Genomic DNA, 14,192 nt, shown 5'->3' on the forward strand with positions numbered 1-14,192 from the left:
TTAAGCTATTTTTAGAAATTAATTAAAACGTCACCTGCAATCCGACTACATACGAGCGAGTAAAAGGAAAAATGAATACATCCACACCCGTGTCCAAAATATCGGATGAGAATTCGGGATCGATGCCGGAATAATTAGTCCAAGTCAGGAGATTCTCACCACTAACATACAACCGGCATTTGTCAATATAGACTTTCTTTGTCCAAGTTTTAGGCAACGTATAGCCCAACTGTAATTGCCGCAAACGAATAAAGTTACCTTTCTCCAAGAAACGATCCGATTCACGGGTATTCATATTCGGATCTTTCAAAACCGCACGGGGCATTGCGGTATTCGAATTGTTTTCCGTCCAAGCATTTAAAGTAGATTTAAACATATTCGTTCCAGAGTCCATTGCCTCATAATACAAACGATTAGCATTATATAGTTTATGTCCCCAAGCACTCCCTAACAAAAAAGACAGGTCTAATCCTTTATAAGAACCACTAAACGATAAATTAGCTTCCAACTTAGGAATTCCCGAGCCACAATATTCCTTGTCGCTCTCATCGATGACACCGTCACCATTTACATTTTTGAAACGGATATCTCCCGGTTTGGCATTCGGTTGGAGAAGTACTGTTTTTACAGAGCCATCCGGCTGTTCGACTTCAGCAGTGTGATTCGCCACTTCTTCTGCCGACTGGAAAATACCGTCCGTTTGGTATAAAAAGAAAGCAGCAACAGGATACCCCTCCAACGTCTGAGTTACAAAATGGCCGGCCCCCTTCAACCCCGACCCATACAGAATCTGGTTAGGGTCTGCTTTCAACATTTCATTTTTGGTCGTAAAAAGATTAAATCCTACATTATATTCGAACCCATTAATATTGTCAGCATAGTTCAGTTCAAGTTCAAACCCTTTATTTCTCATTTTACCGACATTTACCGTAGGATTATAAATACCGGCAGAAGGTGGCATCACTTTTTCAATCAATAAGTCTTCCGTAGTGTTGTAATAATAATTCAACGATCCATAAAGTTTATTGTTAAAGAAACCAAAGTCTACTCCGATATTTTTAGTATCCGTAGTTTCCCAACGCAAATCGTCGTTTACCAAATATAGGTTACTCATTCCGGGCCAAGGATTTCCCCCTTGTATGTAGCTCATCCATTGAGTGTTGTCATTAGTCATGGTAGGAGCATAATAATAGCCCAACGCATTTTCATTTCCGAGTCGTCCCCAACTGACCCTCAACTTCAAATTACTCATAATATCTTTAGAGAAAAACTCTTCCTCACTGATACGCCAACCTAAGGCAACAGACGGGAAAACACCCCAACGGTTATTCTTACCGAACTTAGAAGAGCCATCGGCACGAACTGTTGCCTGAAGCATATACTTACCTCCATAGGAGTAGTTGACGCGCCCGAAGAAAGACGCCCGGTTATAGTTCCAGAATGAACCGTTGCCTGTGAATGTGCCGCCATTACCGGCATCAATGGTAGGCGAAGTAGGATCAAAAAAGCCGGCGGCTTCATCTTTGATATCCAACTTGCCGTTTACTACATCATACACTGTCTTTTTACCCTCAACATTTATTTGGCTCCAATCTTTCCTTGCAGCAGTCAGTGAACTACCGGCCATTACATTCAATGAATGTTTACCAAAGGTTTTATCAAAAGTCAGCACATTGTCAAAAGTCTGTTCGAACCAATAAGAATTATAATCGTAATTATATGGGTATAACTGTTGTCCTTGAACATCGGCAGTGAATTTTTCAGAATGGTATTTTGTATTCGTGTAGTACCCTCTGTATGCATATGCGGTCTTAAATTTAAGCCACGGAGCAAAATCAACCGTTAACCCGATATTTCCTATAAGATCGTATCCATTCGATTTTTTATGCTTAAAGTGGTCATCGGCCATTACATTGCGATTATTGGGCAGTTCCAGACGAACACCGTCTACTTTCATTTCATTCAGACCATAACCGGAGGGTTGATCTTCATCGTATACAGGTACCAATGGAGCCATTGCATACATCTCTTTTATAGAATATTGCGGTTGCTGGCTTTGGGTAACTTTAAGAGATAAGGAAGCGTCGAAATTAAAAATATATTTCTGCACGTTCAATTTCATCCGGGCATTATCCTGAACATATTTATTCCCTCTTAAAATTCCTTTCTCATCCGAATGATTGTAAGAGACAGAATATTTGGCAATATCAGATCCACCTCTGACATTCACATTATAGTTTTGAGACAACCCGCCACGAAGCATTTCATCCTGCCAGTTCGTATCAAAACCTGTTGGGTTTTTCAGTCTTCCATCGCTATCAGTAAATGTCAGATAACCGATTTTCTTCGCTTCGGCATTCTCATACATCATATTATGCACATTTAAGTATTCATCTGCATTCAGCATTTCAAACTTCTTAGCCGCACTCGTAAACTGGAAAAATGTATTAAAATCAACCTTGACATCACCTTTTTTCCCATTTTTAGTAGTTACGATGACCACACCATTGGCTGCAACTGAACCATATATGGCAGCCGCCGCACCGTCTTTCAAAATCTCCATCGCCTCGATATCCTGTGTATTAACCGTAGTAATATCTCCGGGAAAACCGTCGATTATATAAAGAGGTTCATTGCTGCCCATCGTCTTGATACCACGTATTTTAACAGAGATAGAAGCTCCTGCATTTCCTCCCGACTTCAAAATGCTAACTCCCGCAACTTTTCCTTGTAAGGCCTCCGCCGGATTAGTCGTCGCACGGCTTGCCAAGGATTCTACATCTACCGAAGAAATTGCCCCTGTCATATCGCTTTTCTTCAAAGTACCATAACCGATTACCACAGTCTCTTCCAACAACTGACTGTCATCCTGCATAATCACCTTAATTGTTTTCCGCCCGTTCAAAGGAATGATCTGCTTTATATATCCCATATAGGATACTTCAATCCGATCGTTAGGAGAAACAGATAAGGTAAAGCCACCATCCAAACCGGAAATTACCCCGTTAGTTGTCCCGGCCACAATTACATTGGCACCGATCAACGGCTCATTGGCAGTATCCAGTACGTAGCCTTTTAATTGGTAGTTTTGTGCATAAGCAGAGGATGGAATAAATAAAAGGAATAGCATTATAGCATATAGTAATATGCCTCCCCAACAATAACTTTGCTTCATAGCAATTAAATTTTAAAGTTAATAAATGCGCTTTTCAAACACAGCAGCAAATAAACCCCAAAACCTAAATATAGCCTAAAAAAAAGGGTCTACACAGACCCTACAAAAGTATAAAACAATCATATTTACGCCCTACACAAGCAAGAACTAAAACACTAATTAGCAATAATTTAACAACAGAAAAGTACTCTACAAAATCACTTTTTCAAATATTACGCAGATAACAAAAAATGTCCTCTTGAGGATGTAGGTTCAATGACTTTCTTAAGCGATATCTTGCCATACTGATAGCTTTAACAGAGATCCCCGTTAATAAAGAAATTTCCTTGGTAGATAAATTAACCCGCAAAAAAGTAGCTAACCTTTTTTCACCGGGAGTCAATCCCGGATGTTTCTGTACTAACCGGTTAAGAAATTCAGTATTTTGCATTTCGACCTCGTGCGTCAGGCAATCATTTTCTTCCTCCATCTTCTTTACTTGAAGAATATATGTATTTATCCTTTTTAAATGAGTCAATATCTCATTAGCATTCATTTTATAGGCAGCTTTTATCATCTCTCTGATTTTCTCCAACAGTTCATTCCTACTATTCAGAAAGAGAACAAAATTAGTCAGTTCACTCTGGGTACTCTCAAGCTTTTCCGATTGCACCTCCAATTCCACCGTCTGCTGATGTAATTTTAAATCTGCCAATTCCTTTTGTGCTTTCGCAATCTGTAAATCCTTCTTTCGCTTAAGTTGTTTGACTAACAAAAATGTCAGCACATTGATACCTAAAAAGATTACGATCGCAATACATATATTTCGTCTTAATAATGACAGTTGATATCGCTGGTGAACTAACTCTGCCTCCTTCTTCTGTTCTTGCAATTTATTCCTTATCAAACTTCTTTCAATATCAACGAGCTCTTTTTTTCGAAGTAATTGCTCTTTCTTTTTTTCAAAATTCAGTAAGTTGACATAAGCCTCTTTATAATGCCCTTGCGCCGAATGCACTTTAGAAAGGTATTCATAATTATCACATATCAATTCATGAGCATTCACCTCAGATGCATACCCCTCCGCCTGCTTCAAAGCATCTAAAGCATCATCATATTTCTTTGCATAGAATAGTTGCATCCCCATATTATTATAATTCTCGGCTAACGACCATAATGCATTCAAATGTTTATTAATACCAATGGCCTCTTCCAACAACATTATTTTTTCTTCCGTATTACCTTCATAAAGACATAAGTTGTTTATATTGGCTGCCATATTTTTTTTATCTCCCAAAACCTTGTTTATGCGTAAAGCGTCTTTAAAAAATTTATCAGCTATGTTCGTTTCGTTCATATAGACATGAATCAAACCACGGGCATTATAAGCATTGGCTATTCCCGCCGAATCATTCAAAACCTTATATGTTGAAGTGGCATTATCAATCAACTCCATTGCTTTTGAAAAGTCTTTCAATGAACCATACAAAGTTCCCAAATTAAGATTTATCTTAGCCTTTGCTTTTAGATCTTTTTCCGGACAATAGGATAAAGCTTTATAGTACACATTCATACTCAGATCAAAATTCCCATAAAGCATATAAGCATGTCCCGACATCGACAAAGTATAGACAATCAATGCAGAATCCGTTGTCTGTTTCAATATATCATAAGCCTGCATGGAATATGCAGCAGATTGCTTAGGATCAGTCAATAAGGTTTTATAAGAATTATCCAAACACTTCCAGGCATCTTTTTGATAAGAATCTGAATAGTTCACATCTACAGAAACAAAATATAGCAGAATAAGCAATAGTGGTTTCATAGTCTGGTAGCTCCATAGTTAATATTAAAATATTCACAATCAGCAAGTGCTACGCAAAATATGAAAAAAGACGTAGAACCACTGCCCAACGCTGTCAAGGCCTACCACAGCCTACTTACTCAATGGGAGTGTTTCTACGCCAAAGACGTATATATACACCTCACCCATAGAGTAAGTTCTCAAAATAGCCGATTTGCATCAAGTGGTAGTTCGACAGCGTTTTGGGCTATATTTACAAAAAACCGGTATGTTCACAAAATGAACATACCGCAAATATACAACTTTACATAAATAACGCAAAAAGATGCGTTACATTTTTTACTTACGGTTCATCTATCAATTTACAGTTTTAAAGACCACAACTCCATCTATATCATCCTTTGGTTTTGCATACCATCGGAAGCGTAAAATAGAATATAGTCCCTGCTCCTACTTTTGAACGCACCCAGATACGTCCTCCCATTTTTTCAACTAACATCCGGCAAATAGTCAGTCCGAGTCCGGTTCCCTGAACAAAATCGTTGACTTTCCCAAAACGGCTAAAAATGGTTGCAGCACGTTCTACCGGAATCCCGATACCCGTATCGGACACATATCCTTGAATCATCCCCCCTTTTCTCTCAAAACCGAAATGAATCTCTCCTTCGGAAGTGAATTTGATAGCATTACTAAGCAAATTCAGCCATATCTGAGAAATACGGTCCCAATCACCCTGCACACACAAGTCCGGGTCAACCTCATCAAACACAAGGATTACTCCGGGATGAACGGAATCGCAATATTGATGATACAACCGGGCGCATATGTCCCTCATTCTGACCGATCCTATCGAAAATTTCAGCGATCCGGCTTCCAAAGCAGATAAATCGAGAATGTCATTAAAAAGATTTAGCAGCAAACCGGAATTCTTTTCTATAATCTCTGCATATTGGGATTGTTCTTCTTTGTCTCCGGATTCGATGATAAGTTTCGAAAAACCGACAATTGCATTCAAAGGTGTCCGTATCTCGTGGCTCATATTGGCGAGAAAAGAAGATTTCAGTTTATCGGCTTCCTCTGCCTTGACTCTGGCATCGATCAGTTCTTTTTCCGTCTTTTTAATATCGGTCATATCCCATCCTACTCCGACAATATAAGGTTGCTTATTACCGGAAGGTACAAGTGTTTTTATCATTGCCACGGTACGCGTATCACCGGTTAGCGTAGTATATTCTTCCAGATACTCTACCTTCTCGGCCTCCATCACGGCTAAGTCTCCCTTTCTGAAACGTCTGACCTCCTCATCACTACGGAAAATTTCCACATCCGTTTTACCTACAGCAAATTCCGCTGTAATGCCGGTTCGGTCCGCAAAAGCCTTGTTCCAATAAAGATAGCGGAAATCATTACCGGTGTCTTTTATAAATAAATATACAGGCACATTATTCAATATGGCCTGCATTAAAGAATTAAGACGAATTATTTCGTTTCGCTGAATGGCATTCACCCCTTCGACTTTCACCTTTTCCGAGACATCACGGCACATACAAAGCAAATATTTATCATCAAGCGGAAAAATTCGATTCTCATAATGATGCCAAACTCCATCGAGCATCAACGAATGTTTAGCTATCGATCCCTTACCGGTCTCTATCACTTTATCCATGTTTTCCCGAACACTCTCGTAAGCTTTTTCAGGTACAATATCCTTTACATTTGCACCAACAATACTTTCTGTAGTAGTACCCTCCACATGGTTTGTTTCCGGAGAAGAAGCAAGTTCTATAATATTTGCATCATGATCAAAGACAGTAAGCATATCAGGCAATGCATCTAAAATACGGGTACTATATTTATCCCGGAATCTTCCTGTTTCCAACGAAGACAACTCCGAGGTAAGGTCCTCCACCTTTCTCTCCAATTCTTTTACAATTTCAAGAAGTTCATCTTTCGTTTTCTGATCATATAGTCCCATAAAGATTCTTTAGATTTTTATCCGTTTTGTTGTATATATTGCCCATAAACATGCAAATATATAACATTTACAATTAAAACTACGGCATCATCGAAGTTATTATTGATTAAAAAAGAACGATAGCTTTTGTCCTACTAATCAGAAAGTTCTATCTTTGCAACTACTTTTATTTTTTAAACAAATTAAAATATGTCTACAGAATTATTCTCTACACTGCCCTACAAAGTGGCAGATATTAAACTTGCAGACTTCGGACGCAAGGAAATCGATCTGGCAGAAAAAGAAATGCCCGGCCTTATGGCTCTTCGCGAAAAGTATGGAGAATCCAAACCATTGAAAGGCGCCCGTATTATGGGTTCATTGCACATGACTATCCAGACAGCCGTACTGATTGAAACACTCGTTGCATTGGGTGCAGAGGTACGCTGGTGTTCTTGCAATATATATTCGACACAAGATCATGCAGCAGCAGCCATTGCCGCTTCGGGCGTTGCCGTATATGCATGGAAAGGCGAAACACTGGAAGACTATTGGTGGTGTACTCTTCAAGCTTTGAACTTCTCCGGTGGTAAAGGTCCTACTGTCATTGTAGACGATGGCGGTGATGCCACCATGATGATCCATGTGGGATATGAAGCAGAAAACAATGCTGCCGTATTAGATAAAGAAGTGCATGCCGAAGACGAAATCGAACTGAATGCCATTCTGAAAAAAGTATTGGCAGTAGATAATAGCCGTTGGCACCGTGTTGCCGCTGAAGTACGTGGCGTATCCGAAGAAACGACTACCGGTGTACACCGTCTGTATCAAATGCAGGAAGAAGGAAAATTACTTTTCCCGGCATTCAACGTAAACGATTCGGTAACCAAATCGAAATTCGACAATCTGTATGGTTGCCGTGAATCATTGGCAGACGGTATCAAACGCGCAACAGACGTGATGATTGCCGGCAAAGTGGTAGTAGTTTGCGGTTATGGTGATGTAGGAAAAGGCTGCTCACACTCCATGCGTTCGTACGGAGCGCGTGTTTTGGTAACGGAAGTAGATCCGATCTGTGCTTTACAAGCGGCTATGGAAGGCTTCGAAGTAGTAACTATGGAAGACGCGTGCAAAGAGGGAAATATATTTGTAACGACTACCGGTAATATCGACATTATCCGTATCGACCATATGGAACAGATGAAAGACCAGGCTATCGTCTGCAATATCGGACACTTCGACAACGAAATACAAGTGGATGCATTAAAACACTACCCCGGTATCAAATGTGTAAATATCAAACCACAGGTAGACCGATATTATTTCCCTGACGGTCACAGCATCATCCTGCTGGCCGACGGACGTCTGGTAAATTTAGGATGTGCAACGGGGCATCCGTCATTTGTAATGAGCAATTCTTTCACTAACCAGACATTGGCACAAATCGAATTGTTCAACAAAAAATACGATATCAATGTATACCGTTTGCCTAAGCATCTTGATGAAGAAGTAGCTCGTCTGCATCTTGAGAAGATAGGTGTGAAACTGACAAAACTGACTCCCGAACAGGCTGCATATATCGGCGTATCGGTAGACGGTCCATATAAAGCGGATCACTATCGCTATTAATTTTTCAATTTGACGATTTACGATTTTACGATTGATAACAGCCTTTGGATATCAACATCTGAACCCGTAAATCGTCAAATCGTAAATGATACAAATTTCAATTGTAAATCGTAAATCGTCAAATTGTAAATGAAAAAATTTCTTCCCGACCTCATTGCCATTCTGGCATTTATTCTGATTTCCTTCGTCTACTTTTTTCCGGCGGACATAGAGAACCGCATTTTGTTCCAGCATGACATTGCTGCCGGTGCCGGTGCCGGACAAGAAGCCAAAGAGTACTACGAACAGACAGGCGAACGTACCCGTTGGACAAATTCCATCTTCGGCGGTATGCCAACCTATCAGATAGCCCCCTCTTACGACACGAGTAAACCGTTGCAGTGGGTACAGAAAGTGTATCAGCTGTTTCTACCCAATTATGTCAGCCTGACATTTATTCTGATGCTCGGTTTCTACATCTTGCTGCGAGCATTCGGCATACCGGCCTGGCTTGCCGGATTAGGAGGAATCATGTGGGCATTCTCCTCCTACTTTTTCATATTAATATCCGCCGGACACCTCTGGAAGTTCATCACTCTTGCTTACATACCGCCTACTCTGGCCGGTATTGTCCTTGCCTACCGAGGGCGTCTGTTATTAGGTGGTATTGTCACTGCCGTCTTCATTGCCCTACAGATTACATCGAACCACGTACAGATGTCTTATTACTTCCTGTTCGTCATCCTCTTTTTTGTAGGGGCTTACTTTGAAGACGCATGGCGCAACAAAACACTACCGAAGTTCTTCAAGGCAAGTGCCATATTAATAGTGGCGGCCCTTGTCGGTGTGGCAACCAATATTACCAATCTTTACCACACTTACACATACAGTAAAGAAACCATGCGCAGTAAAAGCGAACTGGTTCAAACCGGGGATGCAGCCAAACAGACCAGTAGCGGATTAGACCGCGATTACATTACAAACTGGAGTTATGGTATCGGAGAAACATGGACGCTGCTTGTTCCCAACTTTAAAGGTGGTTCTTCCGGCGCTGTCCTCAGCCAAAGCGATACGGCCATGAAAAAAGCAAACCCGATGTACGGCGGATTATACAGTTCGTTCCCGCAATATTTCGGTGACCAACCTTGGACAGCAGGCCCCGTCTATGTAGGCGCATTCGTATTATTCCTGTTCGTCTTAGGATGCTTTATCGTAAAAGGGCCTCTGAAATGGGCATTGGTCGGAGCAACACTCTTCTCCATCCTCCTGTCATGGGGTAAGAACTTTATGCCGTTGACGGACTTCTTCATCGATTATATCCCGATGTACAACAAGTTCCGTGCAGTATCGTCTATTCTCGTCATTGCAGAGTTCACAATACCCCTGTTGGCCATCTTTGCCTTAAAGCGCATTTTAGAAGAGCCCGGCATATGGAAGAAAGATAAAAAAGCATTCGGCATTAGTTTCGTACTGACTGCCGGCGTTGCCTTACTGCTGTTCATAGCCCCCAGTAGTCTCAATTCCGGTTTTGTATCTGCCCGGGAGGTTCAGATGCTTCAAAATGCCGTCGACCAGCAGATGATACCTGCTAACGAACTTTCCGGCATTTTGGCCAGCCTTACAGACATGCGCGGAGCACTTGTCAGTGCCGATGCCCTACGCAGCTTTATCATCATAGCCATCGGCTGTGTGTTGCTTTGGCTTTATGCAACGGGCAAGTTACGCAAATCATTTACCATCGCGGGTATTGCGCTGCTTTGTTTGGGGGATATGTGGACCGTCAACAAACGTTATCTCCATGATGACCAGTTTGTACCCCGTTCCATTCGGACAGAAACATTTAACAAGACAAAAGCTGATGAACTGATTCTGCAAGACAAGAGTTTGGACTACCGGGTACTAAACTTTGCCACCTCCACATTTGACGAAAACAACACTGCTTACTGGCACAAAAGCGTCGGCGGATACCATGCCGCCAAATTGCGCCGTTATCAGGAAATGATAGACCACCACATCAAACCCCAAATGCAAGCAGCCTTTAAGGAGGTAGCAGCGTCCGGTGGAGAAATGGACAGTGTAGATGCCGGCAAGTTCCAGGTATTGAACATGCTGAATACAAAGTATTTCATTTTCCCTGTCAACCAGCAGGGACAAACAGCCCCCATTCTGAATCCATACGCGTACGGTAATGCCTGGTTCGTCGACAAAGTGCAATACGTTGACAATGCTAACGAAGAGATCGATGCCGTAGGTAAAGTAGACCTGAAAAATACGGCCATCGTCGATGTCAAATTTAAAGATATCCTGAAAGGGGTGACCGAAGGCTTGAAGGTCGACTCGGCAAGTACCGTCAAACTTGTCAGCTACAAGCCTAACCACCTGATATATGAGGCTTCTTCTCCCAAAGACGGTGTGGTCGTATTCTCCGAAATCTATTACCAGCCGGGATGGCAGGTAACCATTGATGGCCAGCCGGCGGATATAGCCCGTGCAAATTATATTTTGCGTGCCATGAATGTTCCGGCCGGCACACACACGATCGAGATGCGTTTTGATCCGCAGAGCCTGCATGTGACAGAGGGAATTGCTTATGGCGCACTGATACTATTGCTTATTGGAGTAATAGCAGTCATATGGATATACTATAAAAAGAAGAAATAAAGACCTGCTTAAATAAAAGAATGAGAGCGTGCCCGAATTTTCGGATACGCTCTCATTTCTTTATCCATTATCTCCTTCCTTCATAACCGAACGTTGAGGATGCCTGTCTTTCTGCCTAGTACCTATCTCCTGCCATTTCTCATATTGCTCTGTTGTCAATATCTTCTTTATTTTTTTTTGTTTGGCGGCCACTGCCTCTTGCATTTCCTCAGCTTTATCTTCTCTTTGAGAGTTTTCACCTCTATCCGGACGTCCTCCGCCCATCGCAGGTGGCTCTCCGCCCATCATCGGCGGACGTCCTCCGCCCATGCCGTGAGGTCTGTCCATAGGAGGATTCGGCCGTTCGGAATTCTGCATCGCACTAAACCGTTTCTTCTGTTCTTTCAGATTAAGTTTATAGATTTTCTTATACTGCTTCTCTGTCAGTTGCAATTGTTTTTTCATCTCATCCGTTTCGCGTTTGGCTACCTTCTCGGGCGAAAGAACTTCACGCGGTAACGAAGAACGGTCTTTTTCTTGTGCTGATAATAAAAGAGGCATACCCGCCAGTAAAGCGATAAGCCAAGCGATTTTAAAATTTGTTTTCATAATCCTATTTAATTTATTGATAATCAAAGATAGCATGTACATAACACCTTTAAAAGCAAAATCGACAAGCAGGATTATTTCACCGACCAGCAGAAAATAAATAAAATGCTATCTTTGCAACAAAAATATAGACCATGCGTATCCGAAAAGTTACGATCATTACGATTATAGGCCTCATCATCACTCTTATCCTGCAAATCGGAGGACTCTTCTATGCCTACCGGAGCAACATGGAAGCCATGCAACTTACCGTAAATAAAAACTTTGCCATTGCCTTTTACGAAACCAACGATAATCTGGCCAACCAACTTCCCTATCCCGATGGTACAACCATCGCCTACATACCTACCGCACCAAACTCCAAACTTTCGCAAGATGAACAGAATCTGCGAACAAACGAGGATCTGGCTCAAATATTAAAAACAGAATACAAAGTGGAGTTCCCTATCGACGAATTAGCCACCGTATTGAGAAAGAAACTGAAAATAGACAATATAGACAGCGAAGTCGTAATCAATAAAATAAATAACGGCATCAATCGGATATTAGACAGCACCAACCCTACATTCGACCGGAAAGTAGGGGTATTGAAATCCGAACCGTTCTTCATCGACCGCAGCAATCAAATAGCCGTACAAGCCATTATCGTTTCTCCTTATACGCTCATCTTGGAAAAAATCTCCTTATTCTATCTATTGACATTCGGCTTGATGATCGTAGTTATATACAGTATCATTTCTCAGATAAAACGGATCATCCGCCAACAACAATCGATCAAAGCACAAGAAAAATCTTTTTATAAATTGGCCGAAAACATGGCTACCCCGGTTACCGGCATTCAGAAGAAAATGGAATTGGAGCAATGGCAAGCAATAGAAAATGAAAGCAATACTTTGCTCGGTATGACCGAAGACACTCTAACGGCAGCCAAAGAAGCAGCCCGCAAGAGTCAGGAAAAGAAACAACGTTCTTCCAGAATACTATCGATAATAAGCCTGACAGGAACTTTTTTATTACTGGCTATCTGGTTCGGCTTTCTGTATCACACCGGATATACGACCCTAAAACATGAGGTAAACACCTATTTCGAAGAGGCTTTCTTCAAGGAAGTGGGATATCACCAGTTCCCACAGTATATGGCAAGCGACGAGAAAAAGGAGATACTGAACTATCCCGAAACCGGCCTCACACCCTTTGCCCGAAGACAAAAAGAGGAAGCAGCCCGAACCCAATCGCCCGCAACAAGGGTGTATGTTTTTCATCAGTATAACTCGATAGATGCAAACTACACACTGCGCTCTGCGCTCAAGATGCTCGAAGCTATAAATTCCTGTGCCACTCCCGCCCCTTTCTCTTTGCAATATATGGATTCGGCATTCACTGCACGCCTATACGAAGCGGGCATCACCCGCCCCACCTGTATAGACATATTAACCTACCCCGATCGAGAAACAGAAGAAAGTACCTGCCCCGGCCATGCAGCGAGGATTTCAGACCTGGCAACCCGCTTCATCCCTCTGAACAATGACAGCAGCAAGGTGATACAAGGAAGGCTGTCTTCACCCCAAGTACTTATATTAATGCCCTTATGGCCCTTGCTTCTTTCACTGGGGCTTATGTTCCTGCTCATTGCCTGTTGCGTATTCTATCAGGTAAAGATGATATTTATGCAACGCCGTCTCGCACTATTTCAGAGAGATTTCACCTATGCAATGATTCATGACATGAAATCACCACTGAATACCATCCTCATGGGTGCACATATATTAAACACAGGCAAACTGGAAGAACAAGCGGAAAAAAAGAAAAAATACCTGCAAGCCATTTCCGATGAATGCAATCATCTGCTCACACTGTCCAATCGCGTCATCTTATTGACTCAAATAGAAAAGGACGAATTGCAACTGCACAAAGAAACAGTCGTGCTGGAACCTCTCATCGACGACCTTATAGAGAAGTTCCGACTAAAAACCCACAAGCCCGTAGAATTTTCAAAAGCATTTCATCACTGTAATTCTGTATATGCGGATGCCTTTTGCTTACGCGAGATTCTTAGTAACTTGATAGACAATGCCATCAAATATTCCGGTGAAACGGTGAAAATAGACATCGTATGTGAAGAAGAAAGTAATTACACAAAAATAAAAGTGCACGACAACGGTTTAGGAATCTCCTTCAAAGAACAAAATAAAATATTCGACAAGTTTGAACGGGCCGATGCCGGCAAACGAAGCAATGCCGGTGGCTTCGGGTTGGGGTTGAACTACGTGCAGCGAGTGATGACGGCGCATAACGGTAAAGTAAGTTTGGAAAGTATTGAAAATAAATTCAGTGAGTTCACCTTATTTTTTCCGGTCAGAGATAATTGATGCCGGGTTAATACATCGTTCAAAAAAAAAGAAAAATCATAGTCGCTTATTGGT

The 14,192-nt window shown here is 41.6% G+C and carries 7 protein-coding genes; 3 read left to right on the forward strand and 4 right to left on the reverse strand.

All coding sequences use genetic code 11. The features are described from left to right. Positions 1 to 22: 22 nt before the first annotated feature. The 3 genes from RB604_RS03255 to RB604_RS03265 all read right to left on the reverse strand — a co-directional run bounded on the left by RB604_RS03255 (position 23) and on the right by RB604_RS03265 (position 6,933). Positions 23 to 3,175 (reverse strand): SusC/RagA family TonB-linked outer membrane protein, encoded by a 3,153-nt coding sequence (locus tag RB604_RS03255; protein ID WP_055293793.1) that lies wholly within the window; start codon positions 3,173 to 3,175, stop codon positions 23 to 25. A gap of 205 nt (positions 3,176 to 3,380) precedes the next feature. Continuing rightward, the gene (locus tag RB604_RS03260; RefSeq protein WP_005928479.1) at positions 3,381 to 4,979 is read right to left on the reverse strand and encodes a tetratricopeptide repeat protein; all 1,599 of its coding nucleotides are present in this window, start codon (positions 4,977 to 4,979) and stop codon (positions 3,381 to 3,383) included. A gap of 373 nt (positions 4,980 to 5,352) precedes the next feature. Next, positions 5,353 to 6,933, reverse strand: coding sequence for a sensor histidine kinase (locus RB604_RS03265; protein WP_055293795.1), 1,581 nt, complete (start codon positions 6,931 to 6,933; stop codon positions 5,353 to 5,355). A 189-nt stretch (positions 6,934 to 7,122) separates the two neighbouring features. Between RB604_RS03265 and ahcY the strand changes: the two genes are divergently transcribed. Continuing rightward, positions 7,123 to 8,541: an adenosylhomocysteinase gene (ahcY, locus tag RB604_RS03270; protein WP_055293797.1), complete on the forward strand. Its 1,419-nt coding sequence runs from the start codon at positions 7,123 to 7,125 to the stop codon at positions 8,539 to 8,541. A 129-nt stretch (positions 8,542 to 8,670) separates the two neighbouring features. Beyond that, a complete protein-coding gene (locus RB604_RS03275; RefSeq protein ID WP_055293799.1) occupies positions 8,671 to 11,181 on the forward strand; it encodes a YfhO family protein in 2,511 nt (836 codons plus the stop codon). 60 nt (positions 11,182 to 11,241) lie between these two features. Here RB604_RS03275 and RB604_RS03280 read toward each other — a convergent pair whose 3' ends face one another. After that, positions 11,242 to 11,769, reverse strand: coding sequence for a DUF4890 domain-containing protein (locus tag RB604_RS03280; protein ID WP_005928466.1), 528 nt, complete (start codon positions 11,767 to 11,769; stop codon positions 11,242 to 11,244). Between the two features lie 134 nt (positions 11,770 to 11,903). On the opposite strand from RB604_RS03280, the gene RB604_RS03285 reads away from it, so the two are divergent. After that, the gene (locus tag RB604_RS03285) at positions 11,904 to 14,138 is read left to right on the forward strand and encodes a sensor histidine kinase (protein WP_005928463.1); all 2,235 of its coding nucleotides are present in this window, start codon (positions 11,904 to 11,906) and stop codon (positions 14,136 to 14,138) included. The last annotated feature ends 54 nt before the right edge of the window (positions 14,139 to 14,192 follow it).

This window comes from Bacteroides salyersiae, from assembly GCF_031172035.1.
Taxonomy (GTDB): domain Bacteria; phylum Bacteroidota; class Bacteroidia; order Bacteroidales; family Bacteroidaceae; genus Bacteroides; species Bacteroides salyersiae.

Coding starts and splice junctions, on each gene's coding strand:
- RB604_RS03255 (WP_055293793.1), bottom strand. CDS start 3,175: ATGAAGCAAAGTTATTGTTGGGGAGGCATATTACTATATGCTATAATG.
- RB604_RS03260 (WP_005928479.1), bottom strand. CDS start 4,979: ATGAAACCACTATTGCTTATTCTGCTATATTTTGTTTCTGTAGATGTG.
- RB604_RS03265 (WP_055293795.1), bottom strand. CDS start 6,933: ATGGGACTATATGATCAGAAAACGAAAGATGAACTTCTTGAAATTGTA.
- ahcY (WP_055293797.1), top strand. CDS start 7,123: ATGTCTACAGAATTATTCTCTACACTGCCCTACAAAGTGGCAGATATT.
- RB604_RS03275 (WP_055293799.1), top strand. CDS start 8,671: ATGAAAAAATTTCTTCCCGACCTCATTGCCATTCTGGCATTTATTCTG.
- RB604_RS03280 (WP_005928466.1), bottom strand. CDS start 11,769: ATGAAAACAAATTTTAAAATCGCTTGGCTTATCGCTTTACTGGCGGGT.
- RB604_RS03285 (WP_005928463.1), top strand. CDS start 11,904: ATGCGTATCCGAAAAGTTACGATCATTACGATTATAGGCCTCATCATC.